Consider the following 24,880-nt stretch of genomic DNA (forward strand, 5'->3'; position numbering starts at 1 on the left):
TTGGTAACGAGTGAGCAATGTCACTCGGTCTGCCCTACTATCATTTCAAGCAGACACTCAGAGGTGAGTTCACTTTAGAAAGTAACACCGGTTTCCAGCTACCACCGGCTCTCTGTAGATACTGACTCTAAAGCTACTAGTCCTCTTCAACGTTTATCGATATCTATTTAGCTTGCGTGAATGTTTTCATCTGTAAAAACGACTTTTTCTCCTTCTTCAACGACTCGCTTGCGGAATTGTTCAAGAAGTTTGTTTGTGTGAACCCCAGGTTTCCCTTCACCGATCGTACGGCCGTCAACCTTTACAACGGCAATCACTTCGGCTGCGGTTCCTGTTAGAAAAACTTCTTCTGCTGTATACACATCGTGCCTTGTGAATGGTTCTTCTTTCACTTCATAGCCTAAGTCTTCTGCAATCTCCATGATGGCATTTCTTGTGATGCCTTCAAGAGCGCCGATATAACCTGGCGGTGTATAGAGCTTACCTTTTTTATAAATAAACACATTGTCTGCAGAACCTTCTGCCACGTACCCTTGATCGTTCAGCATCAGCGCTTCACTCACACCGGCCATATGGGCTTCGATTCGGACAAGGATGTTATTCAAATAATTTAATGATTTCACTTTTGGACTCAGTACATCGGGACGATTTCGCCTCGTCGGTACCGTCACAATATCAATACCTGTTTCATATAGGTGCTTTGGAAAGATGGCCAGCGGCTCTACAATGATCACTGTGTTGGCTCTCCCGCAGTTGTTTGGATCTAAACCAAGATCACCAGCTCCTCTTGAGACAACAAGACGGATATAGGCATCCTTCAGTCCGTTCCTTTCAACTGTATGAATCATTTTTTCCGTGAGTTCCTCAAGTGAATATGGAATGTTCAGCATAATCGATCTGGCGGAATCATACAGGCGGTCTAAATGTTCCTTCATTCGAAAGATATTTCCGTTATACACGCGTATCCCTTCGAACACACCGTCACCGTATAAGAAGCCATGATCATAAACTGAAATTTTCGCATCCTCTTTTTTCACGAGTTCATCGTTTAAAAAGATCCACTGTTCCTTTTGGTCTTCCATTTTCAGTGAGCACCCTCTCTTTCAAACAAAAAGTAGTTGAATTTTCAGACACTTTATATTAAAGCGCCTCACGCTTGCTCTGCGTGTTTGTTTAGCTTTTGTTGAACCCATCTTACGCCGCTTTCCATACAGTGTCAACAGCATTTTTAAAATTATTAGACAATTTAGACTAATCAAAATTAAATGTATACGCTTACACCTTTGCTAGACAAGGAATGAAAAAAACTTAAAATTTTTTGTATTTTTTCTTCAATTGATTTACTTTACCTGAACGCTTTTCATTTGAGAAAACGTTTGTCATATTTTTTCACATTGTTTTGAATGAAGACTGGTAGATTCCAGCGCTTTTGATTTTCTTTCGGTATGCCTTTCTAAAGCGTTTTCCTATGAATTTATGATAGAATGAGAGCATCTTATAGAAGGAGGGCAATACATGGCTAACATCAGAGGTTATATCGGAACGTATACAAAGGGAGACAGTAAAGGCATTTATACTTTTACATTAAATACGGACAAGCAGCAGATCGAACAAGTAGAAGTGGCTGCTGAACTTGAAAATCCTACATATTTAACCGTCTCAGATTCTCAAAAATTTGTGTATGCTGTTGTGAAAGAAGGATCACAGGGCGGCGTGGCTGCTTATCAAATCGATGCTGAAACCGGCACACTTCGTTTCATCAACCAAGAACTTGCCGAAGGCGCTTCTCCTTGTCACGTCAGCGTGGACAGTCAAACAAAAACAGCTTTTACAGCAAACTATCATAAAGGAACAGCAGAGATGTATGAAATCGATACTGAAAATGGCTCAGTGATTCGCACGCTGTCACAGGCGCAGCATGAAGGAACTGGCCCTAACGAAGATCGTCAGGAAAAACCGCACACTCACTTTATGGGTCTGACACCAGATGAACAATTTGCAGTGTCTGTTGACCTTGGGACAGATGGCATTTATACGTATAAGAAAGAAAACGGCAAACTTGAGCTTGCTCATACATTTGAAACAAAACCAGGCACCGGGCCTCGCCATATTACATTCCATCCAACGAAACCTGTGGCATATGTGATGACAGAGCTAAGCTCAGAGGTGATTGTGCTTCATTACTTTGAAGATGGTCATTTCGAAGAGATTCAAACGATCGCAACCATTCCAAGCGACTTTACAGAGAACAATCAAGGCAGTGCCATTCACGTCTCTTCAGACGGCCAATTTGTTTATGCAGGAAATCGCGGACATGACAGCATTGCGATTTTTAAAGCAGACGCTGACGGCCAATTAAGTCTTGTCGAGATTGCTTCTTCTGAAGGAAACTGGCCTAGAGACTTTGTGCTTGATCCAACTGAAGAATTCCTCGTCGGTTCAAACCAAGAGTCTAGCAACCTAGTGTTATACAAACGCGACAAAGAAACAGGACGACTCACTGTCTTACAATCAGACATCTCAGTCCCTCATCCAGTTTGCGTGAAATTTTTAGGATAATGAAAAAAAGCCTCCAACTGTGGAGGCTTCATATTGTTGACAAAGGGCTAAAATGATCTTGATTTTAGCCCTTTGTCTTCTTTTCAGCGTGTAGACGGCATCCCGCCATCTTCAAGCTTTTGATCAATCAGAGACGTATCGGTTTTTTCACCGAACCATTTTGACAGCCTGTCCTTCGCTTTTCCTTTCACATCATCATCAATGTAGACCGCTACTTGAATCAGAGCAAATGTGATCGCTCCTAAATCATCTGTATAGCCTACACCAATCATTGTATCGGGAATGAGGTCAATTGGAAGGATAAAGTATCCGAGTGCCCCAATAATAAGGGTCTTCGCTTTGACAGGCACTTCAGGTTTTTGCAATGTATAGTAAAGTAATAGCACAGCATAGACAAGTGAGACACCAGCTTTTTGTGCCGTCTTTTTTAACTTTTCCCAAAAGGCATGATCATTAAAATGCTTCTTTGAACGCTTCAATAGTTCTTTTTTCTCAGAACGATTCATTGTATCGCCTCCATTTACAGCATAGCCCTTTTCCCTTCGTTATACAAGATATTCGCCAATTCGACAAACAAAAAGCAGCAGAAAGCTGCTGCATTCTACTGCTCTTTGTAAAACTTTTCGATTGCCTTATCGATGTACACCCATCCTTTATAAGACACATGAATTGTATCTTTAAAGAAATAAGGATCGTACTCATGCTTAGTCAAATCTGCGACTTCATACCCGTTATCGCGTATTTGACGATTGATTTTCTCATAATACTCTGTACGTCCCTCTTTCGGAAAACCGGTATAATCATACCATTTTCCGTTGACAGGAATCGTCACAAACAAAGGCTTTGCCCCTGCTTGTTTTAAAATATCCAGCATGATTTGAAAATCTTTGTATTCTGGTGATTCCGCATAAGAGTGACCTTCACGGGAATCCTTCATCTTTTTCATGATCGGTTTCAGCTTGCGGTCAAACAGTTTTTGATTAATATAAAACGGGTTGTTCCCTGCTCTTTTCGCACCAAAAACGCTCGCTTCTTTTTCAAGCTCAGTCCATGTTTTTCCTTTGACTGAATGAGACGGTTGAAGCTTACGTTCATGCCCCGATCCAATTGTGTAATACATATCTTTCTTTTGAAGCATGCCATAATACATTTTTGCAATAGGAGAAATCGCGCCATAAGCGAATTTGTTCCCAGAAAGCTCTGCTTTAAAAAGCTCTGTGATGACCATGTCGTTCTTCACTGCTTTAAACTTCATGATTCTCTTGATCAGTTCTTTTTTCACAGCTGGATCAATTTCTTTATTATAAGCGAGATTCAGTGCTTGAAGCGCTGAATAGTTCGGTGCAAAGTGATTTTCGTCAGATCCCCATTTCACAAACCACTGCGGGGACACGATAAACACAAGCTTCTTCCCTTTTAATTCATCCATATGCGCTGCAAAGTTCATCGCATGAATTAATGATTGCGATCCACCTTTTCCAATAAGATAAGGTGTAAACCCTTGAGGATTCTCATGAAAGAAATTTGAAGGGTGATATGGATCAAAACGTGATAGTTCAGAAGATCCATAGATCGGCAAATAAGTTGGATCTTTTAGCATTTCGTCTTGTAAATAAAGCCCTTGGAACATCCCCGGATCTAATTCTGTGGCTGACTTTTGTAATTTATCTTTTGGGATCAGATGTGAGAGCCATGCATTTGGTACAAGAAGAACACCAATGAATAGAACAGCCGCTAAAATAAGCGGCCCAAAAAAACGCTTTTTCATTACTTCATCTCTGCCAGCTGCTCAGCAATGTGATTCGGTGTATCCCACACATCACGATCAAACTCTGTAATCGGAACAGTAATTCCAAGTTGACTTTCGATTGCCATAAGCAGCTCTACTGTACCAAATGAATCTAGAAGACCTTCGTCAAAAATTGCAATCTCTGGATTTTCTTTCACAACGTCATCCTGACAAACCTCTGCAATAATACCGTATACTTGATTTTTAAATTCCATAATTTTCTACTCCCTTAATCATTAATGATGAAATGGTTTTCCTGAAAAAATATAAAATCCGAAACAAATCACATGGAATGTAATAATGATCGACACAACCATTGTGACCTTATTATCCGGCCACCACTTGTGTTTTTTATTCCATTTCTCGAATAAATTGTAACCGGACATCACAACTGCGTGATATAGTCCGTAAATAATATATTGAAGTGCTAGACCATGCCAAGCACCCATCAATAGAAAGAGGACAAAGTACCCAATATTTGATACAGCCATACGGTTCTTGATCCACTTCTTTTTTGTCATAAAGAACACAAATCTCATAAACACGTAGTCTCTGAACCAGAAGGACAGGGACATGTGCCAGCGATTCCAGAAGTCTTTAATGTTCCGGCTGATAAACGGTTTGTTAAAGTTTTCTGGTGATTTAATGCCCATCATATAACTCACACCAACAGCAAATGCTGTATAACCAGCAAAGTCAAAGAACAAATACATACTGTACGCATACATATATGTTAACTGTTGAACAAAGTGACTGCTGCTAATGTGATGAATATTCATGAGAATATACGTGTGAATCAGATAACCAATAATGAACTTGTATAAGAAGCCGATAAAAATTTTATGAATACCGGCGTATAGAAGATCACTGTACGCTTCCTTTTCAGGCGGCGTATCCATATCCTTTTCAAACCGGCGGTAACGATCAATCGGACCTGATGAAATCGTCGGGAAAAAGACAATGAAATAGACCAAACGATGAATCGGCATTTTCTTCTTAATCAAGCCGTCTCTTGTCTCGATAATTAACTGAACACCTTTAAATGTTAAGTACGAGATCCCTAAAAAGCTCAGCCAGTTCATTGGCGGCGGTTGATGCGGCTGATGAGTTAAAAAGAACGGTAAAACCTTTGATAGCACAAGCGGCAAAATCGATGCCACCACTGCCATATAGAAGACAGACGCTTGATTCGCTTTCAACCGGTACGAAAGGTACAGGCGGATGATCAAGACTTGCCACACTGTAAACAAGAAGAGTAGCAGCGCGCCATGTGCATCCTTAGAGAAAATAAGGGCGAGTGCCACAACCGTTGCAAACATGTTGTAGCCCTGCATTCTTTTGCCGCGAAGACCAAGAATGATCGTCGGCAAAAGAAGAACACCAATTAGAATGAAGAAAAAGAATGAACTAAACGGAATCATAGAAGAACCTCTTTCGCGATTCTTTTACGGTCAACCTTCCCGTTTGGCGTCATGTATAGCTGCTCAAGATAGACAAACTTTCTTGGAATCATGTACGCAGGCAGTGAATCCGCCATTTCTTTCTTAATTGCACTTGTCAGCTGATATTCTTTTTCAAAAGAATGCGCTGCTGGAACAATGGCTGCAATTAAGTACTCCACATGACCGTTTGGCTGGAACGGCACAATCACACAAGCATTGACATACGTTGTCTCGCTCACATGATATTCAATTTCTTCAAGCTCCATTCGGTATCCATGCAGCTTAATTTGATAGTCCAGACGGCCGTGGCATGTAATCAAACCATCCTGCGTCACACCTGCGTCACCTGTACGGTAAGCAGGGCGTCCTTCGTATTCAAAGAACACTTTATCTGTTAAGGCTTGTTCACCTAAGTAGCCTCTCGTGACGCTTGGCCCCACGATGACAATTTCCCCTTTTTCACCGTCAGGAAGTGCATTGCCTTCTTCATCTAAAATAACGATATCTGTATCCGGTTTGGCGTAGCCGACTGGTAAAGAATCGTGCTGATCAAGAATCGCTTGCGTGACTTCAATCGATGTGATCGCAACAGTTGCTTCAGTCGGACCATACGTATTAAAGACCTGCGCCTTTGGAAAACGCTCAAGGAGCGCACTTGCTACAGATACAGGAAGTGCCTCTCCGCAGAACAAGAAAACTTTCAACTCTGGTAAAAGCTCCCCTGTAAAGGAAGGGTCCATTAAGCACATTTGCACAAAGGAAGGTGTTGATGTCCACACTTCAACGTCAGATTGACCAAGTGCTGCAAACATATCCTTCGGCTTATTCACTAGATCTTTCACTAAACAGTAAAGCGTGCCGCCTGATTGAAGCGCTGGATACAAATCCATCACTGATAAGTCAAAAGAAAATGGTGCTTGATTTAAGAACGTGCGTCCCCCGCCAATTGGGAAGTCTCGGCACATCCACTCTGTAAAGCTTTCTAAATTATTGGCTGTTACCTGAACGCCTTTCGGTTTTCCGGTACTGCCAGACGTATAAATGATGTAAAAGACATCATCCTGTTGAACCCACTGCGAGGATGGCGGTGCTTCTTTTTCAAGAGCTAAAAGAGATGCCGCACTTTTCACTTCAATGTGTTCTTCTACATCTAGTACATTCAGCTCATTTGCACAAATCAACAGACTGGCTTTTGAGCTTTCAATAATTGAGACGATACGCTCGGCAGGGATTGAGATGTCGACCGGAATGTATGGTCTACCTGATTTCACACTGCCTAAGAAAGAAATGAGCATCTCTGGCTCCATATGACCGTATACAATGACAGGTGCACTATCTGTAGCGACTGCATCTATGGCACCAGCCATTTGGTCTGATAGATGCCAAAGCTCATCATATGTGATCGAAGCATGTTGAGAAACAAATGCTGGCTGTGTTGGTTTCGTTTGTTGGTATTCTTGAATCGTGTGTAATAGTTTCATAGTTTAATCTCCAATTAAAAATCGTTGTAAATGAATGATCCCGTATTAGCTGTGTGGAATCCGTAAATAAAGAACAATAATAGCAAAATAAGTAAGTAAAAGCTCGTATATCCTATCCATTTTACAGACTTATTTTCTGATAGCTTTTTGAATAGCATATTGATAACCTCTTTTCTTTTGACACTTATAGAGACGCATGAATCATTAAAAGAGTTTCATATCAAAACATAAAAATTTTAAGAAATCATGAAAAAAGATGTCGAACCTTGGAACGTCTCTTTTGGCAAAGCTGTCTTATTGTAACAAAGATTTAATACATTTGAAATAAAATCCGAGCTTAAATTTGCCTTAAAATTGGTGAAAGCTGTCGAATAAACACAAAAGCCACCTAGTTTACCTAGATGGCTTTGATTTTAATTACTTCTTATATTTATTGACTTCGAACATGAGAATATTTTTGAACACCACATAATCCTTTTTACTTTCAAAGGGACCTTTGTTGTTGTCATGCTCGTCAATTTCATAAAACCCTGGTCCTTCTCCGGCATCACGCTTTTTGTACCAGGATAGGAAAGCGTTGACTTCTTTCATGGAGAGGTCATACTCTTTTTGCAAACCATTGACCATAGTGATGATGAGGAGAGCATCGCCGTCTTCATCGGTTGCACCGTCTTTTGGTGGTGTTGCTGGATCCGGGTCTTTGTCACCTGGAGGAGCTGTAGTGTCACTGTTTTTAAGACTTTTTAATGAAATAGATAAATTAGATTTGAAATCGTCCCTAGCGTAGTTAGGAGCATCATTACTCTGTGGAATACCTCCAATTACATAAAGTGTATCATCAATAATGGCGGATACATGCCCCATACGATAAGGAGCAGAAGAATTAGGGACAGTTCTTGATGTCTTAGTTTGCTTATCATAGAGTGTAACTTTAGAAACTCCACCTGTTCTTATAATATAATCTTCAAAATTTAATGCACTATAATAACGCCCAATTCCCCCAGACCCTACACTTGTCCACTGATCTATTGATGGATCATATTCAAACGTTGCTTGTCCAGATAAAACATAGAGTTTATTTTTTATAACTACAGCATTTCCAGCAGGAGCGTCTTTTTCAAATTTTTTCTTCTTTGTCCATTCTTTTGTTTTTATATCGTAACTATACGTGTTACTGCTGTAATTCTCGTGCTTTAACGGTTTATTATAACCCAAAACATAGATTTTATTATCTATAGCACCTGCGTATAAATCGAAAGCAGATATTTTCAATTCAAATGGGAGGTCTTCTGCCTCTTCCCATTTATCCATTTTGATGTTATAAACTTCTACGCTATTTGAAAACCCTTGATCTGTTCTCCCACCCATTACATATATATGATCCCCTACAATAACACTAGCAGCACCCATACGGCCTGTTTTCATACTAGCTTTTTCTGACCATTTATCTAACTTCGGATCATATACATAAGTAGTATTAGAATTGGCTTTACCTGAACCTATTCCACCTATTACATAGATTTTCCCATCATATACTTCGCTTACAGCTCCTACTCTTGCAGCTGGCAATTCTGCTCGTTTTTCCCATTCAAGAATATCTGCCTTTTCTGCTTTTATTGATTGTAATGGATAAATTAATGCAGAAATTAATAAAATGAAAATAAAAAACCATTTTTTCAAGATAAACACACTCCTTCAATTTGTTTACATAACAAATATCGGATAGTTATTTATTTTTTCCATGTTTTTGTTACTTATATATATTTATTTACTTACCGTCTCCCCAATGCGCCTATAAATTTCTAAAATTAGACTTCCGCATTAGAATTATTTCATATTTATGTTAATTAATTGCAGGCGTTACTCATATTTTTCTATATCTCCATCAAAAAAACCCATGATTCATGGGTTTCTTCTCAGTCCATTATTAAAAAATCCGTCACAAGGCAAGCGGGCTCTCCGTTTTGATCTAGCCCCCAAAAGCTTGGATACATCCCGTCGCCGAAGCCTGTTGTAAACATGACAATGTCCACTTTGTCATGAAAACGGGTGACGAGCCAGTCCCATGTATGCTTGTAGTTTTGCTCAAGGGGCTCTGCAAATTCCTCATAAAGATAAAAATCATTATCCTCTTTATATTGCTTATCCTCATAAGCTTGAAGATTTTGTGCTGTATCCGCATCTATGAAACAATCCATACCCGTATTTACACCGTAGCCGAAGAACTCGTCTTCTTTCAATTGATTGAGTTCCTGCCCTGCTCTTGTGGCAAGTTCCAATTCTATTGCCTGCTCGTTTCTAAACTTGATCATTGCATAGGCGACGCGTTCGTCACCGCTTTCTAATCGCTTAACTACAAGTAGAATAGGATATTTTCCTAGAGCAACCTTCCTCGTAAAAGATTGGTCCCCCTCTGAAACAAAAGGATCACAGGCAACGATATGACCGCTCGTGATCTCGATATTTCCTAACTGTTTAGCAAATAATTGATCACCTTTAGGACTGCTTTTGTTCTCTCCATTTTCAAAAAATTAAATTTGTTGGATCGATGTTGTACAAGGAATCATTCCTTTCATTATTTTTCTGAGACGTTTGAGATTAGATATTTTTCTTTGTTTTGACTTTTGTTCCTGTTTTATTTTCTCCCTTTTAATCCGTCAATAAAAAATCTGTAACAAGACAAGCTTCATCTCTATTCTCATCTATATACTTACAATACAATTGCCACCCTGAATGATTTGGATTGTCTTTTTTCACCTTCATTCAAAAGAAAATCACTCAATTTGATTTTGTATATGCTCGAATTTCTTCATACTCGGTTCATCTTCTCCTTCTTGTTTATGCCTGCTCAAACTCAGTTTTAATTGTTACTTTAGGTCTTCCAAGATGTTTGCCCTGTGCCTTAGCTGCAGCTATCCCTTCAGCTTAACAAGTCTTAATCTTAGTTCTCTCTCTTCAGCAATCCACGATAATACTTGCAACACCAAGACAGCCACGAAAGAACCGATGGAGTCATTGTATTTCCGTGTATCTAACAACGGCTTATCCAATTTCAACAATATGTACTTTGATGTTCTGTGTGATATCTTTCCGCTCGTTTAAAATCATCTCTTTGTTACGATCTAGCCTATCTAGTGAATGTATGTATAACGCTCCTTTTCGCAAACGCAATTTCAAAGCTTGGTATTGAGTTCTATTGAAGTCTTTCCCGCTTTGCTTATCGATATGAATATCACGCTCATCAATTCCAAGAGCATACATACTATCCAGTTGTCGTGCTTCATTTTGGTCTTAGCTGCTTACTCTAACGTATCCAAATTCTTTGTTATCCATAATTGATTCCGCCTTGTTATTTGATACTCTAAACGCAACGCCTTTGCATCAAAAGATCAATCTCAATTATGATGCGTACCAAAAGTAAATCAATACCATATGATACACCTTGAACCCTTATTCTACAGATCCAAAAAGCTCGTCGCAATAAGTGTACCTTTTAAAAAAAGTAGCTTATCGAAAAAAATGTGATAAAGGCTGCAGTACCTTTTCTTTGATATCACTTATAAGGCTACACCTCTGCTATCGATATCATTATCGAGCTTGAATAGAGTTTCACTACAATTCTTATTACTTTACCATGCTAATGAAACTTGTCGGAAATTTATCGATTGTCAGTTTGTGAATGAGAGTGGTTCTGTAACAAACCAATACAACTTGGCATATATGCAACCATAAAAGACATCCAATTAATTTGAATGTCTTTAATTTGGATGTCTTCTTATAACTAATTTACTTGTTCTTGTAGCACTTCTTTTAGCAATTCAACAGCACTTTCTTCACTTGGATCATTTGTTCCAAGTTCCCCACGGAAGGCTTTAGAAAGTATGGATTGGGCTAGACCTTTTAGATTTTCTCTCAATGAAAGTATATTTTTAGATTCCTCTTCTGTCTTTAAGATCTTTTTAGTTATCCTAACAATTTCTTGTTGTTCTTCTAATGGTGGAAAGGGAAGAACCAATTGATTAATTTTTTCAATAGTTAAAGCATTGTAAGCTGAACCAGAAACAGTAAGGTTAACTTGCTTTTTAAACAAATAACTATTAAAAAACAATTGAACAAATTCAGTGTTAATATATTCATTTCTTTCTATTTGAGTTATATTTCCATCTTTGTAATAAAATTCTCTCCCATCACACATCCATGTATTACCGATAGTTCCTACTGAGGTTAATAGTAAGTCTCCTACCTTTGGAACACCAAATTTTTCTTTAATCTCAGCATACCGTTCTTCCGATATAAACAATTCACTCTTTGCTTTTCCTAAGGAAGATAATTCCCCAATCTCTTTTGAACGATAAAAAGGTATCCCGCTATCTGCATACTCAGAAGCAAAAATCCTCTTACTTGATTTTACATTTGAAACTTCTCCTAATCTTACCCAAGCCCAACCATTCGGTAATTCATAAAGATTTTCCTCTTCCACATTGCTATGTTTTAGCTTTTTATTTACAATTTTAGATTTTACATCTTCTAAAAACTGGTTAACATTTATTGCATTAGGATTGTCGATACGCCATTTTCTAGTCAATTCACCACGAAATGCCCTATCCAAAATAGCCGCTTGACGAAGTTTGAACATTTCCTTCGCTTCCTCAATCAACTGCTTTGCTTTTTCAATTTTACTTAAAAGACGCTTCACTTTCTCAGCAATTCGTTTTTGCTCGTTCACAGGAGGGAGAGGAAGTGGCATCTTCTCATAGTCTGTACTTCGAACTGAAGGAGAATTATCTCCCCTTGTATGATCAATCAGATATTGAGTAGCATAATTAGAACATAGATAGCTATAAAAATAATTTGAATCCAGTATTTCTTTAGGTGTACAAACATAAAAAGCCGTTGACGCAACCAATTTATTATCCTCTATATCGATATGTGCTATATTTTTTAAATACGGTCTTACTAGTGAAATAATCACATCATCCTTGGAAACTTTTCTTTTTGCTCTACTAGGTGCAAGAGTTATTTCTACTTCCTTTATTTGTCTAACCATTTGTTTTTTATTATCTATTGCATCAACGTCTATATAATGGAATGATTTCCCATCTAATTTCTTCGGCTCTCTAGTTTCCATCGGTTTTATCGCATTTTCAACCCTTGTCCAAACCCAATTTCTCGGAACTTCATAAGACTGCTCTTCATCTGATAATATCGCTTCTTCCAATAATTCCTCAATAGTCTTCTTTTTCTTACTCACTGTTTGACCACCTCATCCTCTTCAACAGCACGTAACTCCTCAACTACTTCACCTAATAAATCCATTGCTTTTTGAAGTTTCGCAATCGCTACTTCAGCTGATTCAATTGGATCTGGTAAGTTGTCATAGGAGGATAATGATTCATCTGCAATCAAACCGATATCTAAACTATCCCCTTTTTTTGCAATATCCTCTCTTGTGAACACATTCCAACGCTCATCTTCCACTTTAGAGCGGTCTTCTGCTACATATGCTTTCATGAAGTGTTCAAAGTGTGCCATTGTTAGCTGATTCCGTTTTCCGAATGACGTCATATTGGTGCGGAGATCATATACCCAAACATCCTTTGTATTATCTTGGTCTGTTGTTCCTCTTGTGAAAAATAAGACGTTTGTTTTCACACCTTGGGCATAGAAAATCCCCGTTGGTAAGCGTACGATTGTATGCAGATTGCATTTATTCATTAAATCACGTCGAATCTGTGCACCAACCCCGCTTTCAAACAAGACATTATCAGGTAATACAACTGCTGCCCGTGCATGACCATCGTCTTTTAAAGCGTTATAAATTAACTGTAGAAAATTAAGCTGTTTATTGGAAGTTGCAAACGTCAGGTCATCACGGGAGACACTCTCTCCACCTTTTTTCGTCCCAAATGGTGGATTGGTTAAAATGACATCAAAGTTTTTCATCCATTTTCCATTACTAGATAACGAATCCCCTTGTTCCAGTCGCCCTTCGATATCATGAAGTAATGCATTCATTAAAGCAAGACGATGAGTCCCTGTGACGAGTTCCATTCCAGTAAACGCTTCTTTCTTTTGGAAAACGCCCAGTTGTGGATCTAAATCATAATAGTTATCTGTCTTATTTTTCAAATACTGGTCTGCCGCAATCATAAAACCAAATGTACCAGCTGCAGGGTCATTACATCTTTCTCCAGGTTTAGGGTCAATCAGTTGTACCATTACATCAATTAATACACGCGGTGTAAAGTATTGACCAGCACCTGATTTTGTTTCGCTTGCGTTTTTTTCTAACAAGCCTTCATATAAATTACCTAAACCTTCTTCTTTTGCGTTGTACCAATCAAGGCCATCAATGCTCTTCAGAATTTTCTCTAGGTTCTTGGGTTCAGTAATACTAGTAGCAGCATCACTGTAGATTAGACGCAGCCGCTCATTTTCACTGCTTCCTAATTCAAGTAACAATCGCTGATAAAATGTTTTGAGTTCTACCCCTTCTTTTTCTAGCAAATCATCCCATCTATATCCTTCGGGTATTACATTTTCTGTTTGCTGTTCTTTCATCATTTTTAAAAATAAAATATAGGTTAACTCCGTGACATATTGTTGATAGGTAATACCGTCATCACGAAGCACATTGCATAAATTCCATAATTTTTGAACGATTTCTTGGTTATTCATCTTTTTTCCTCCTGAAAAGCTTCTAATCTATTAAATCAAATTTGATGATTTTTAGTTGAAAGCGAACCTTTTCATTATAACCCAAAAAAGTGCCTCAATGAAGAGGCACAGTCGTTAGCTGATATAAAGGTTCTCATTGATCGTATTGACAATATGATCGATATGGTCACCGAACTCACGTTTCAGTAATTTGTAGCCACCAGACGTTCTAAAAGGTTCTTCCGAGAATGCCTCTTCTGCGGTAGGCGCAAGAACAGGCACTTGAAGTAATTGCTTTTCTATTCTCTCTAACCACTTCTTTTGTCTTGGCGTCCACTCATGCAGTGAATACACTTTGTGCATTGCCTGTTTAATACGTGATTCATGGTCAACGAGTGCTTCACCTAATGCAGCTTGGCGAATAAAACTAATAATATCTGCTGCAACGTCCTCATTTTTTGTCTGTTTCCAAGCGGTTTGTAAATGAGATTGCTTAAAGCCTTTTGTTTCTAAAATCGTCATAAGTTCTCGTAAATCTTGTCTTGTTAGATCTTTTGGTCGTGTACAGATCAGATGCAAAGCGGGAATTTCATTGATATTTTCTTGGATAAATCGAACAAAACCATCCAGATAATCTTCTGGTCGCTTGTTCCCTTCACCATACCCACGAATGACGTCTGTTACTTCATCTTCCTTATCAGATATATAACGTTTTTCACGTGTTACTTGGTACGTTTCCATGTATTCAAATAGAATATTATGTTGTGTGGCTTCTTGCGGTGAGTATGTTTGAATTTCTTTCACCCATTCATCCACATGTTTTCCATTCGATAATTCTTCAAACTTCCCCATGCCTTCTTCGTCAAATCTTTGTTTGCGACGCTGGATTTTTGCTACTAATTGATCACGATAAAACGAAGCTTCCTCATCAGTCGTCGCATTAACAAGAGAATCATACAACTCACCAATACGAAAGTTTTGTTTCTTCACAACTGGTTTCATTTCTGTATAATGTTGCAACTTGTCATATATACCAACAGCATCGTAGATGTTAAAGTGTGTTTTCCCAATCTCTGGGCAAAGACGAGTCGCACGACCAAGCATTTGATCATAGAGAATACGAGACTGTATTCTTCTTAAAAACACCAAATTTGTGATCGGTGGCACGTCAATACCTGTTGTGAGTAAATCAACTGTAACAACGACATTAGGCAGTCGCTCATTTTTAAACCGTGTAATGGCATCTAATGGCTGGTAGATATATCCAGTAATTTTCATTATGGCATCATCTTCAATTTCATCGCCACGTTCTTTAAAGCCTTCTTTTAATAAACGAACAACAAGATCTGCGTGTTGATCAGTAGCTGCAAAGATGAGCGTTTTTTCTTTACCTGCAGGGTCAATATAGTCAACTAATTTATTTAGAACTGCGCGGTTAAATGGTTCTGTAATGACTTTTTTATTAAACTGCTCCACTTCAAAGTGCACAGTATCTTCTACTTTCTCTAGTTGAATCTCCCCTTTATCAACATCATATACTTCTACTTCCTCATCTTTTTCAAAGGTGATGCCCACTTGTGAAAGTTCTGTTTTAAACAAATATGGAGGCTCATGGTCCACTAGATATCCATCCAACACTGCTTCGCTATATGAATATTTGAAAATAGGCATACCGAAAATGTCTGTTGTATGTAGAGCAGGTGTTGCGGTAAGTCCTAAACATGCCGCATCAAAATAATCGATAACGCGCCGATATTGACTAATATAATCATTCTGATCACGGAATTCTAATTCTTCCTCTGTCATTTCTCTATCACTTGTGTAGCCTCGATGCGCCTCATCTACAATAATGAAATCATATTGCCCGACGCTTGGAAGCTTTTCGCTATCGTTATAAAAAAGTCTGCGAACCATTCCCTGCACGGTTGCAATCTGCACCTTCGTTTCAACTTCCGGTGTGAGAGCGCCTAATGACTTCACATCGTATATATCAGCAAACGAGTAACCTTCAATTTTCGTATCTTTCAGTGAATCCTCTGTTTGTTTACCGAGTGAATTACGATCGACAAGAAAAAGAATGCGGCGACACTTTTTAGACTTAATTAAGCGATACATAAGCGCAATAGCAGTTCGAGTTTTCCCAGTTCCTGTGGCCATTGCAATAAGCATTCTTCTGTTTCCTTCTTTTAACGACTTTTCTGCAGCCAGAACCGCATCCTGCTGATAGTGACGCAAACCAAACTTAGTTATATCCTCTTCTTCTAGACGCTTATCCGCATCCTTATCATCTTGGCTAAGAAGCAGCTTTAAATCTTCAGGTGAATGCCATCCTTCAAGCGGACGTGCATGTTCAAATGGTTTGCGTGAATCCCAGAACCAAGTACCTGATTCCTCTTGGAGCTGTCTTAAATAAGGTCGGCCATTTGTTGCATATAAAAATGGGACTTGATAATCACCAGTTGTTGGTGTAATTTGTTCATCTTCTACTTGCACGACATTTTTCGCGTACACTTTTGTTTGACTATCTAATGCCCCAGGAATCGTTTTCTTTTCTGCTTTTGCTTCAATGAAACCAACAAGCTTGAGTCCAACAAACAATGCATAGTCAACCCAGCCACCATCGACCTTCCACTCAGCAATGGCCATATGTTTGTTTTTCTCTGGTAGCGTCCTGTTTTTTTTATAGTTTAGCAAATTCGTGTCTACTTCCCATCCAGCAGCACGTAACTTCTGATCAATGATGATACGTGTTTCATCTTCAGTCAGCTGCTGCCTACGCATAAAGTTTTTGGACGCTTTTCTACGTTTCATTTTCTCATCTTCTTGCTCTAATTCAGCTTGATGGCGAATTGTCTCTAATTCCTCTTCAAGCTGCCTCACTTTCACTTCATACTCTTGTTGGAGCTGTCGTGTATCTATTTCTGTTTGTTTATTTGGCTCTATGTACTCTGGAGCTTGAAAATTCCAATCACCGTATACCTCCATAAACCAAGTCGACAAACGAAAAGCCAAATGCAACAAAGATTTTGCTTCTTCAGTTTTTTGATACCCCGCCTCATGCATAGCCACATTGCCTTTGCGACGAAGCGTTTCAACGATATCTATTAATTCTGGTTCAAGTATTCCTTCTCGACGTAATATGTTGATGCGCTCTACTTGTTTTGTCCCATATGCTTCCTTAATATTTTCAGCGGCTAGAATAAATTTTGTTAATGTTTCGGCAAATAATCTTAGTTTCATTACTGTTGTATGTGGGTCATGATATACATTTTTCTCAGCTGTTTCTCCTAAATTGGAAAGTACTGCCCACTTCCCTTGAAAAAATGAAAAATTGCTATTCATCATTATCACCGTTTCCTAAAAGGTTTTATATGTTTATTATACTATATTTATACAAAAATTAGGTAGACTTAATCCACAACTGACAAAGTTAAGTTAATTGGCATTTGTTTAACAAATTTCATATCATTCTTTTTGTGCTTCAATCTTTTTATCGGTAAGAACAATATTGTTTCGAATAGCCAGCTCACTGATAAAGTATCTTCTTTAAAATAACCTTTCTACTTGAAGGGTTATTTAAGTTTATCTTTGAACGTACATTCCTTCCAGAAAAATTTCTTGTGACTAATCTCGAAAGAAAACTATACAAGATCATCAATAATATGATTAGATTCAGAAAGAATACAACAGTGGTAAAATCCTAATGATACGGGTGATTGTTCTTCTGTCTTTATTATTTGAACACACACATTCTCAAACTGTTCCACACTCGTTATTCAATATCTAGTCATTATCACCTATGTAAATCGTTTCATTTTCATGAAATTTCAGTATTTATTTCCCAATACACCTCCTAATAATGGTAAACTCTCTATTGATTGCGACCAAGCTTTAAAGGAGAATGCCATGAAAACGTTAGATGTTCAGGCTTTGCATCATGCAATTGATCAAACACTGACACAGTTAAAACAACAATCACTACATATCAAAGCCCTTGAAAGCCAAATCAATAGAATCATTTCATTGGATGGCGCACTAAAGGGGGAAGCTGGAGAAGCGATTCGAGCGTTTTACGCAGAGTGCCATATCCCTTTCTTGCAATTCTTTCAAGTCACGATTAAAGAATACAGCGCCGCACTCCAAAAGGTTCAGAATGCACTTCATGCATTTGAATCAAACGAAAATGGCTTTATCTCACAATCGTTTCTCGAACATGAGCTTGACCAAGGTTTAAAAAATGCCGAACGGGCCGTATCTGATATCGTGTCAGATGCCAATAGCGCCATCGGCAAGGTCAGTCATATCATTGATTTACCAAATGTGGACGAGTCTGCTTTTCAAGCAAGCTATCAAAAAACATGGATGAACATCTCAAAAACCATCGGAACGCTCCATGCCTTTGACAGAGAACAAGCCGGTGCTTTGAATGAAACCAAAAACTCCATCCAAACAATGAAGGAATACATAGACACTCTAGGCACGATGTTCACTGGTCCGAGAATTGAGATCACCAGCTATCAAAAAGGCTCCATTCTTAAAGATGAAGAAGACAAAAAAATAAGTAGTAACCTAAACGAATTGAATAAAAAAATAGACAGTCCCGATGGAAATCCAATGGCGATCATGCTGAAGAAGCTGAATGATAAAGAGCGATCAAATGTGGATACGATTTTAAATAGGAAACCGTCTAATAAAATCAATCAAAACGCCGTGATCGTAAATAGAAAAATATATAATACAAATGAAAAGATTGACTTCGCAAATGTCAAAACAGTTGAAGTTATTCGAGATGGAATGCTGTATCGGTTACGAATATCGGATCAAAACAAAGTGAATATTGAAAGCATCACAAAGATTTCTGATGTGAAAACGGGAGAACAAACCTCAAACATCTTAAATACGGCGGTTGAATTTACAGGAATAAATGATGCAATTCGTGTCATCACAGGGAGAGACCCTGTAACAGGTGACAAAGTCGCTGACATGGACCGTCTAGTATCAAGCTTGTACATGATACCAGGAGCTAAAATCGCTAAAGTTGGAAAATATGTTTTAAAAAAAATGAAAGGAGAGAAAGTAGCCAAGAAGATTGTTAAAACACCTTCCTTCGGCAAACACTCCGTACCAAAAGGTCCGTATCGTGAAGTAAATGGTTTCCCTGCAAAGGTAAAACCAGGAGCTCAAGAGAAACATATTCCTGATGCACCTAACTATAAACAGGAGCTAGCTAATGGAAAGAAAAAAAGCATCTTTTACGGTGACAATAAAAAAGCACAAGAATTGCTTGATAAATATGCTGGTAAAGGAGAAATGATGGTAAATGGAAGGGAAGTTGTCAATTTCGGTCAAAAAATAGGACAGACCTATGACTTAAAAACCGGGAAATATATAGAGACTACAAGAGGTACTATCCATTATTCAAAAAACGGTGCTCATATAGTCCCTTCAAAACCATTAGAATGAATGAAAAGGATGATTAACTATGGAATATAACTCTTTAATAAAAACATTAGATGAAAATGGAGGGAAAGAACTTATATTAGTTTGGAAAAATGGATTAAAGATCGTTGGTAAACCAGACACACTCTATGAATCAGATAATGGTTTAGAGGACGATGATGTAAATTATACAGAATACTATGCTGTTGCTTTTAGGGTAATAGAAGTTTTGACCCAGCCTACTCATAATGAAAGCAGTATATATGATTGGATTAGTACAGGAAAAAGCTCATTAGTAGAAATATCACTTTATAAAGATACACCAAATGCAGTATATTTAGCAGACGGTCAAAAATTATGGGAATTGGACAGTGATAATTAACAAAGGAAGGCCCCTCCAAATTGGAAGGGCTTTTCGTTTGTTTTTGCTTTACCTCAATATATTTAGTAGCAACCCTACATATAAGCCCATTTTCAATTTATACATTTTTGATTTTGATCCATTTACGTTCGTAGTCATTGAAGAAGCTAATCAGAAATCAGCCACCCATCTTGATAGCTTCTTTGATACAAAAATAGGGAACGGAAATACTTAAAAACAAATTCGCCCCCAACCCGCTCCCAAAACCCTAATTTGAAGCGATAAACGAACTTATATTCCAAGAAACAAAAAAGCCTGAAATCCTTTCATATCAAGGATTTCAGGCTTTTACATTAGTACGTCCCAGGAGAGATTCGAACTCCCGACCGACGCCTTAGAAGGGCGTTGCTCTATCCAGCTGAGCTACTGGGACATGTTGTTATGTAGTGTTCTGTTGGTGAGTACCTCACCGACAAGATTTATTATATTACTATTGTTCTTTAAAGTCAACGGTTTTTCGAAAGTTTTTTCATAAGGGGCAAATGCTGCACCCTTATGAAATACCTTCCAATGTGACAGTGTTTTCGAGGTCTTGTATGGCTTGACCTTCGTCTGTGAAAAACTGTACGTTCGCTTCGCTTCCATCTAGTGTCAGTATAGCGTAGCTGCGCTCTTTACGCACTCTTGGCAGGTGCACACTGCCTGGGTTAATGAGCAGTTTTCCTCTTAGCAGCTCACTGCCTGGGATGTGCGAGTGGCCAAAGCAGATGATGTCTGCGCCTAGCTCTTCTGCACGGTAGTAGACTTGAAGCAAGGATTGTTTGATGCCATGCAGATGTCCGTGAGTGAGAAATAGTTTTCCGCCTCCATCAAGTGAAAGCAGGAGCTCTTCTGCAAAATCGCCCATAAAGTCACAATTTCCTTTGACGACTTTGTATCCTTCGAGAGCTGGGTGGTTCGTTTCGAGTTCTGAATCTCCGCAGTGAATCATCATGTCGACTTCAGCCGCATGCCGTTTGGCAATGGTTTGAAGTTCGTCTGTGAGTCCATGACTGTCACTAATGATGAGTATCTTCATGGCTTCATTCCCCCTTATTCATTTGCGTCTAGCAGTGATGAAAGCTTTTGAAGCGCGACCGCTCGATGGCTAATCTTGTTTTTCTCCTCTGGTGATAACTCGGCCATCGTCTGATCTTTGTCTTTGACGATGAAAATTGGGTCGTATCCGAAGCCGTTTTCGCCGATTGGTTCCTCTGCGATGAAACCTTCTACTGATCCTTCTACCGTCTTTGTTTCTTTACCCGGTATGCTGACAGCAAGGGCACATCTGAATCTAGCTGTACGGTCTTCTTTTTCAATGCCTTGAAGCTCACTCAGCACTTTTTCTACATTCTCAGCATCGTTTTTATGTTCACCAGCGTATCTCGCTGAATATACGCCAGGTTTTCCGCCAAGATAGTCAATCGACAAACCGGAATCGTCTGCAATGACCATTTCACCTGCTTTGGCTTGAATCGCCTCGGCTTTGATAATGGCATTTTCTTCGAAGGTTTGTCCTGTTTCTTCAATCTCTTCAGTAAAGCCGATGTCTGCTAGTGTTTTGACCGTGAATCCTTTTGGCTCAAGAATGGCTTTGAATTCTTTCGCTTTACCCGCATTGTGCGTTGCAATGATGGCTGTTTTCATCCTGATCAAACCCTTCTCTTTATTCGATGACTTCTCCTGTCACTGCTTTTTGCTTTTCGATTAATTCTTTGATGCCCTTTTCGGCTAAATCAAGCAGTCCGTTTAGCTGTTCTCTTGAGAATGTCGCTTCTTCGCCTGTGCCTTGAAGTTCAACAAAGCGTCCAGCGCCTGTCATGATGACATTCATATCTACTTCAGCTGAAGAATCTTCTTCATAATTTAAATCTAACAGAAGACCTTGCTGAGAATCAATTCCGACGGATATCGCCGCTAAATAATCAGTGATCGGGTTTTGTTTGATGACACCTTCTGCTCGAAGCTTTTGAATCGCAAGCGTCATGGCGACAAAAGCACCGGTAATAGATGCTGTGCGTGTGCCCCCGTCTGCTTGAATGACATCACAGTCAATCCAAATCGTGCGTTCGCCAAGCTTTTCTAAGTCAACGACTGCACGGAGTGCTCGTCCAATTAATCGCTGAATTTCCATTGTACGTCCTGTCACTTTTCCTTTAGATGATTCTCTAATGGTTCTTTGAGCGGTTGCTCTTGGAAGCATGCTATATTCTGCTGTAATCCAGCCTTTTCCTTGTCCTCTTAAAAAAGGAGGTACGCGGTCTTCGATGGATGCGTTACAAATCACCTTCGTATTGCCCGCTGAGATTAAGACAGAGCCTTCTGGATGCGTAATGTAGCCTGCCTCTATTTCAATTTTTCTTAATTCGTCATAGTGTCTTTCATCTAATCTCATGATTTACCTCCGTTACAATATACATTCCGCGCGGATGCCAGCGGGGTTCTCCTACTAACTTTGACAACCTCGGCTCGTTCTAATCGCTTGGAATAAAAAAGAGGCAGCGAATATGCATGCCTCTTTTTCTCCATTATATCAATGTGTGCCGTTAAAAACTACCTGTATTCACTTGTTCTGGTCTTGAAACCGGCTTTGTCAGCTCTGCTCCTTTTTCGTTCACAAGCTCAGCCTTGCCGTTTACCTTAACGGATACGCTTTTGACGTCCGGCAGCTCTGTTAATGTGAGCACGATGCTATCAAGAACTTTTTGTGAAATCACCTTTTTCTTTTCATCTGCGCTGCCGAAAATGGATTCGTTGAAATCAAGTGTCACATGTCCGTCTTTTACTTTCGGGATATCATTCAGCTTTACATCTTGATCAAAGTCTGTGAGCAAATGGCTTTTTTTGCTTGGTCCAGAGACGAGCTCATCAATGGCTGCTGTAATTTGATCATCCTCATCTTTTGGCGCCCTTTTGGTCACAGGAACATAGTACGTCTGTTCATCAGATTCAGCTAAGTAATAAACTGTCACTGGCTTTGTCGATGTCATATCAGCGGCAGCCTCGTGCTGAATATTAATACCGTCTTCTCTGCTTAAATCATCTGAAATCGGTGTGCCGTTCACAGGCATTTCTTTTAGTTCATGACCATTCATTTTCAATTTGACTTTGGCGACAGAATCAAACTGCGTTAACGTCCAAGTGACCGATTGCAGGATGCGCTGTTCGTCTTCTTTTTTATAGTTTTTGAATTCATTTGAAAAATCTACTACGGCCGTTCCGTCTTTAATGTCGACAGATACACTCGTGTCGGCCGGCAAAACAGCCCGGAATCCATTTGGCATGAGGTTAGAAATCGGTCCTCCGTCCACGAGGTATTCTAAGGTTTGTTTGGCACTCCCCTCATTTTTCGGCAGTGGAATGGATTGAGAAACGACATACCCGTTTTTATCAATTAAATATAATTCTCTCATGACTGTATCTGCCTTCTTCTCTTCTTTTCCTTCTTTCGCTGTTTGTTTATCTTCTTTATTTTCTTTCACATATGTGACGTTTTGTGGCGGGTCAATCTCTGTTTTCGCTTGGTCTGTTTGAAACAATCCGCATCCTGACAAAAGCATGGCTGACGCGATACACGTCACAGCTGCTGTAGATCCTTTTTTCAGCATACTTCACCCTCCTCTAGTAGTTTGTACTACTATGTATACGAGCTCCTCCTGCGGATTAGACCCTTTTCATAAAAAAATAACCCACTTCAAATAGAAGGGGGTTATTGCTGATAGACGTGTTCGAGTGATACGGTTTCGACCTTCCCTGGCAGGTAGCCAAACCAGTCACGAGCGATGTTTTCAAAATTTTGCTGCTGCCCTGTTGTATAAAATGTATGAACAGGCGCTTCTTTAGAGGTATTTAACAGTCCTTTATAGGAAAGAATCGTACTTGCTTCTCTCGCTGTCTCGTCCCCTGATGAAATGATGCTCACATCACTGCCCATAAAGCGCTGAATCGACTCTTTTAAAATTGGATAGTGTGTACAGCCAAGAATGAGTGTATCAATTCCTGTTTCTTTCATCGGTTCAAGGGAATCTTTCACCACTTCATCTGCTGTCTGATCTAAAAACGTCCCGCTTTCCACAAAGGGAACAAGCAACGGACATGCCAGACTTTGAACCGCTAGTCCTGCTTTTAGGGATAGCAAAGCTTCTTTGTATGCCTCGCTTTTGATCGTATTGGCTGTACCAATGACACCAATTTGCTGATTGTTTGTCACCTTGATGGCTGTGCGGGCGCCGGGCTGAATCACGCCAATGACCGGAATATCAAGCGTTGCTTTGATTTCATCTAGTGCGATCGCCGTCGCTGTGTTGCATGCGATGACGAGCATTTTAATATGATGATGTCTTAATAAGTAGTGTGCCATTTCCCAAGTATATTGAAGAACCTCTTCTTCTTTCCGAGGGCCATACGGGCACCGTTTTGTATCGCCTACGTAAATGATTTTTTCTTTTGGCAGTTGTCTCATGATTTCCTTTGCAACGGTTAAACCGCCGACGCCGGAATCAATGACGCCGATTGGTTGATCCAACAAAATCGCCTCATTTTCTTTTCATTTGCTGCTGTAGTTTCGTTAAGGATTGGTTGAAAACGATGGCTTCTTCTTCTGAGAAAGCCCCTAGAAGTTCACTGACGTATTCTTGGCGTTTAACAATCACTTCTTGAATGATCCGCTCGCCTTCAGGCAATAAATGAATGCGAACCACGCGGCGGTCAGAAGGATCTTTTACTCGTTCGACAAGTTCACTTTTTTCCATTCGATCAATTAAGTCGGTGGTTGTACTGCAAGCCAAATACATCTTTTGTGATAGCTCACCTATTGTCATATCTCCGAATTCATAAAGCCACTGAAGCCCTACAAATTGAGGAGGTGTAATCGTATATTGGTTCAGGATTTCTCTGCCTTTTTGCTTAATAATTGCAGCAATATGGCGCAATGATTTTTCAATCTCTGCTACATGGTCGAACTCATTCGTTTCCATTTCATTGATACCTCACTATAGCATCTCACTTTGATTAAAACGTACATTCCTATTTTCCTCGTTTTTCAGAGAAAATGCAAGAAGAGACTCATGGAAACCATATAGAAATAACCGGTTCCTCCCTAGAGTGGAAGGAA

The 24,880-nt window shown here is 39.3% G+C and carries 21 protein-coding genes, 1 tRNA gene, 1 pseudogene and 1 other annotated feature (1 of these 24 running past the window's edge); of the genes and pseudogenes, 3 read left to right on the forward strand and 20 right to left on the reverse strand.

The genetic code is table 11. The features are described 5' to 3' along the window. Window positions 1-159: a binding site (T-box leader), on the reverse strand; it reaches 88 nt to the left of the window's first position. Between the two features lie 8 nt (window positions 160-167). Continuing rightward, the gene (gene ilvE, locus NSQ36_RS12920; protein ID WP_003216381.1) at window positions 168-1,082 is read right to left on the reverse strand and encodes a branched-chain-amino-acid transaminase; all 915 of its coding nucleotides are present in this window, start codon (window positions 1,080-1,082) and stop codon (window positions 168-170) included. 433 nt (window positions 1,083-1,515) lie between these two features. Here ilvE and NSQ36_RS12925 point away from each other — a divergent pair, with 433 nt between their 5' ends. After that, a complete protein-coding gene (locus NSQ36_RS12925; protein ID WP_226803793.1) occupies window positions 1,516-2,559 on the forward strand; it encodes a lactonase family protein in 1,044 nt (347 codons plus the stop codon). Between the two features lie 83 nt (window positions 2,560-2,642). Here NSQ36_RS12925 and NSQ36_RS12930 read toward each other — a convergent pair whose 3' ends face one another. From NSQ36_RS12930 to hsdR, 12 genes and pseudogenes are all read right to left on the reverse strand, one after another. After that, entirely contained in the window at window positions 2,643-3,065 is a 423-nt protein-coding gene (locus tag NSQ36_RS12930) for a YkvA family protein (protein ID WP_226803794.1), read from the reverse strand. 95 nt (window positions 3,066-3,160) lie between these two features. After that, on the reverse strand, window positions 3,161-4,327 hold the full coding sequence (gene dltD / locus NSQ36_RS12935; protein WP_251190242.1) for a D-alanyl-lipoteichoic acid biosynthesis protein DltD: 1,167 nt from the start codon (window positions 4,325-4,327) through the stop codon (window positions 3,161-3,163). Then, complete coding sequence (gene dltC, locus NSQ36_RS12940) at window positions 4,327-4,563, reverse strand: D-alanine--poly(phosphoribitol) ligase subunit 2 (protein ID WP_003216498.1); 237 nt, start codon at window positions 4,561-4,563, stop codon at window positions 4,327-4,329. Before dltC ends, dltD begins: the two co-directional genes overlap by 1 nt. A gap of 21 nt (window positions 4,564-4,584) precedes the next feature. Then, window positions 4,585-5,769 (reverse strand): D-alanyl-lipoteichoic acid biosynthesis protein DltB, encoded by a 1,185-nt coding sequence (dltB, locus tag NSQ36_RS12945; protein WP_050943632.1) that lies wholly within the window; start codon window positions 5,767-5,769, stop codon window positions 4,585-4,587. After that, window positions 5,766-7,271, reverse strand: a complete 1,506-nt coding sequence (dltA, locus tag NSQ36_RS12950) for a D-alanine--poly(phosphoribitol) ligase subunit DltA (protein WP_050943631.1) — start codon at window positions 7,269-7,271, stop codon at window positions 5,766-5,768. The genes dltB and dltA overlap by 4 nt, the downstream gene beginning before the upstream one ends. A gap of 14 nt (window positions 7,272-7,285) precedes the next feature. Beyond that, complete coding sequence (locus tag NSQ36_RS12955; protein ID WP_024427820.1) at window positions 7,286-7,435, reverse strand: teichoic acid D-Ala incorporation-associated protein DltX; 150 nt, start codon at window positions 7,433-7,435, stop codon at window positions 7,286-7,288. Window positions 7,436-7,688: 253 nt separating this feature from the next. Then, window positions 7,689-8,951, reverse strand: coding sequence for a DUF1668 domain-containing protein (locus NSQ36_RS12960; RefSeq protein WP_050943630.1), 1,263 nt, complete (start codon window positions 8,949-8,951; stop codon window positions 7,689-7,691). 236 nt (window positions 8,952-9,187) lie between these two features. Beyond that, window positions 9,188-9,733 carry a DUF4241 domain-containing protein gene (locus NSQ36_RS12965; protein WP_113387198.1) on the reverse strand — a complete coding sequence of 182 codons (546 nt, stop codon included), beginning with the start codon at window positions 9,731-9,733 and terminating at the stop codon, window positions 9,188-9,190. Between the two features lie 388 nt (window positions 9,734-10,121). Next, window positions 10,122-10,604: pseudogene (locus tag NSQ36_RS12970) on the reverse strand (recombinase family protein); the annotation flags it as partial. A 448-nt stretch (window positions 10,605-11,052) separates the two neighbouring features. Next, on the reverse strand, window positions 11,053-12,522 hold the full coding sequence (locus NSQ36_RS12975; RefSeq protein WP_339205907.1) for a restriction endonuclease subunit S: 1,470 nt from the start codon (window positions 12,520-12,522) through the stop codon (window positions 11,053-11,055). Continuing rightward, window positions 12,519-13,949 (reverse strand): N-6 DNA methylase, encoded by a 1,431-nt coding sequence (locus NSQ36_RS12980; protein ID WP_113387200.1) that lies wholly within the window; start codon window positions 13,947-13,949, stop codon window positions 12,519-12,521. Before NSQ36_RS12980 ends, NSQ36_RS12975 begins: the two co-directional genes overlap by 4 nt. A 114-nt stretch (window positions 13,950-14,063) precedes the next feature. Then, window positions 14,064-17,270 carry a type I restriction-modification system endonuclease gene (gene hsdR / locus NSQ36_RS12985; protein ID WP_339207364.1) on the reverse strand — a complete coding sequence of 1,069 codons (3,207 nt, stop codon included), beginning with the start codon at window positions 17,268-17,270 and terminating at the stop codon, window positions 14,064-14,066. Window positions 17,271-17,834: 564 nt separating this feature from the next. On the opposite strand from hsdR, the gene NSQ36_RS12990 reads away from it, so the two are divergent. Next, window positions 17,835-19,391 (forward strand): T7SS effector LXG polymorphic toxin, encoded by a 1,557-nt coding sequence (locus NSQ36_RS12990; protein ID WP_113387202.1) that lies wholly within the window; start codon window positions 17,835-17,837, stop codon window positions 19,389-19,391. 19 nt (window positions 19,392-19,410) lie between these two features. Continuing rightward, window positions 19,411-19,749 carry a hypothetical protein gene (locus NSQ36_RS12995; protein ID WP_113387203.1) on the forward strand — a complete coding sequence of 113 codons (339 nt, stop codon included), beginning with the start codon at window positions 19,411-19,413 and terminating at the stop codon, window positions 19,747-19,749. A gap of 338 nt (window positions 19,750-20,087) precedes the next feature. On the opposite strand, the gene NSQ36_RS13000 is transcribed toward NSQ36_RS12995, so the two are convergent. From NSQ36_RS13000 to NSQ36_RS13030, 7 genes are all read right to left on the reverse strand, one after another. Next, a tRNA-Arg gene (locus NSQ36_RS13000) sits at window positions 20,088-20,161 on the reverse strand. A 120-nt stretch (window positions 20,162-20,281) separates the two neighbouring features. Then, entirely contained in the window at window positions 20,282-20,806 is a 525-nt protein-coding gene (locus NSQ36_RS13005; RefSeq protein ID WP_113387205.1) for a metallophosphoesterase, read from the reverse strand. Between the two features lie 14 nt (window positions 20,807-20,820). Then, entirely contained in the window at window positions 20,821-21,423 is a 603-nt protein-coding gene (locus NSQ36_RS13010; protein WP_181185471.1) for an XTP/dITP diphosphatase, read from the reverse strand. Window positions 21,424-21,433: 10 nt separating this feature from the next. After that, window positions 21,434-22,162, reverse strand: a complete 729-nt coding sequence (gene rph, locus NSQ36_RS13015) for a ribonuclease PH (RefSeq protein ID WP_003216792.1) — start codon at window positions 22,160-22,162, stop codon at window positions 21,434-21,436. 151 nt (window positions 22,163-22,313) lie between these two features. Then, complete coding sequence (locus NSQ36_RS13020) at window positions 22,314-23,375, reverse strand: GerMN domain-containing protein (RefSeq protein ID WP_003216461.1); 1,062 nt, start codon at window positions 23,373-23,375, stop codon at window positions 22,314-22,316. Between the two features lie 101 nt (window positions 23,376-23,476). After that, window positions 23,477-24,295, reverse strand: coding sequence for a glutamate racemase (gene racE / locus NSQ36_RS13025; protein WP_106032636.1), 819 nt, complete (start codon window positions 24,293-24,295; stop codon window positions 23,477-23,479). A 7-nt stretch (window positions 24,296-24,302) separates the two neighbouring features. Next, window positions 24,303-24,743, reverse strand: a complete 441-nt coding sequence (locus tag NSQ36_RS13030; protein WP_003216546.1) for a MarR family transcriptional regulator — start codon at window positions 24,741-24,743, stop codon at window positions 24,303-24,305. Between the last annotated feature and the right edge of the window lie 137 nt (window positions 24,744-24,880).

The sequence above is a fragment of the Bacillus sp. FSL W8-1143 genome, assembly GCF_037965155.1.
Taxonomy (GTDB): Bacteria; Bacillota; Bacilli; order Bacillales; family Bacillaceae; genus Bacillus; species Bacillus pumilus.

What these genes read in the sequence shown, in the direction of transcription:
- ilvE (WP_003216381.1), bottom strand. Translation starts at nt 1,082, where the DNA reads ATGGAAGACCAAAAGGAACAGTGGATCTTTTTAAACGATGAACTCGTG.
- NSQ36_RS12925 (WP_226803793.1), top strand. Translation starts at nt 1,516, where the DNA reads ATGGCTAACATCAGAGGTTATATCGGAACGTATACAAAGGGAGACAGT.
- NSQ36_RS12930 (WP_226803794.1), bottom strand. Translation starts at nt 3,065, where the DNA reads ATGAATCGTTCTGAGAAAAAAGAACTATTGAAGCGTTCAAAGAAGCAT.
- dltD (WP_251190242.1), bottom strand. Translation starts at nt 4,327, where the DNA reads ATGAAAAAGCGTTTTTTTGGGCCGCTTATTTTAGCGGCTGTTCTATTC.
- dltC (WP_003216498.1), bottom strand. Translation starts at nt 4,563, where the DNA reads ATGGAATTTAAAAATCAAGTATACGGTATTATTGCAGAGGTTTGTCAG.
- dltB (WP_050943632.1), bottom strand. Translation starts at nt 5,769, where the DNA reads ATGATTCCGTTTAGTTCATTCTTTTTCTTCATTCTAATTGGTGTTCTT.
- dltA (WP_050943631.1), bottom strand. Translation starts at nt 7,271, where the DNA reads ATGAAACTATTACACACGATTCAAGAATACCAACAAACGAAACCAACA.
- NSQ36_RS12980 (WP_113387200.1), bottom strand. Translation starts at nt 13,949, where the DNA reads ATGAATAACCAAGAAATCGTTCAAAAATTATGGAATTTATGCAATGTG.
- hsdR (WP_339207364.1), bottom strand. Translation starts at nt 17,270, where the DNA reads ATGAATAGCAATTTTTCATTTTTTCAAGGGAAGTGGGCAGTACTTTCC.
- NSQ36_RS12990 (WP_113387202.1), top strand. Translation starts at nt 17,835, where the DNA reads ATGAAAACGTTAGATGTTCAGGCTTTGCATCATGCAATTGATCAAACA.
- NSQ36_RS12995 (WP_113387203.1), top strand. Translation starts at nt 19,411, where the DNA reads ATGGAATATAACTCTTTAATAAAAACATTAGATGAAAATGGAGGGAAA.
- NSQ36_RS13005 (WP_113387205.1), bottom strand. Translation starts at nt 20,806, where the DNA reads ATGAAGATACTCATCATTAGTGACAGTCATGGACTCACAGACGAACTT.
- rph (WP_003216792.1), bottom strand. Translation starts at nt 22,162, where the DNA reads ATGAGATTAGATGAAAGACACTATGACGAATTAAGAAAAATTGAAATA.
- NSQ36_RS13020 (WP_003216461.1), bottom strand. Translation starts at nt 23,375, where the DNA reads ATGCTGAAAAAAGGATCTACAGCAGCTGTGACGTGTATCGCGTCAGCC.
- NSQ36_RS13030 (WP_003216546.1), bottom strand. Translation starts at nt 24,743, where the DNA reads ATGGAAACGAATGAGTTCGACCATGTAGCAGAGATTGAAAAATCATTG.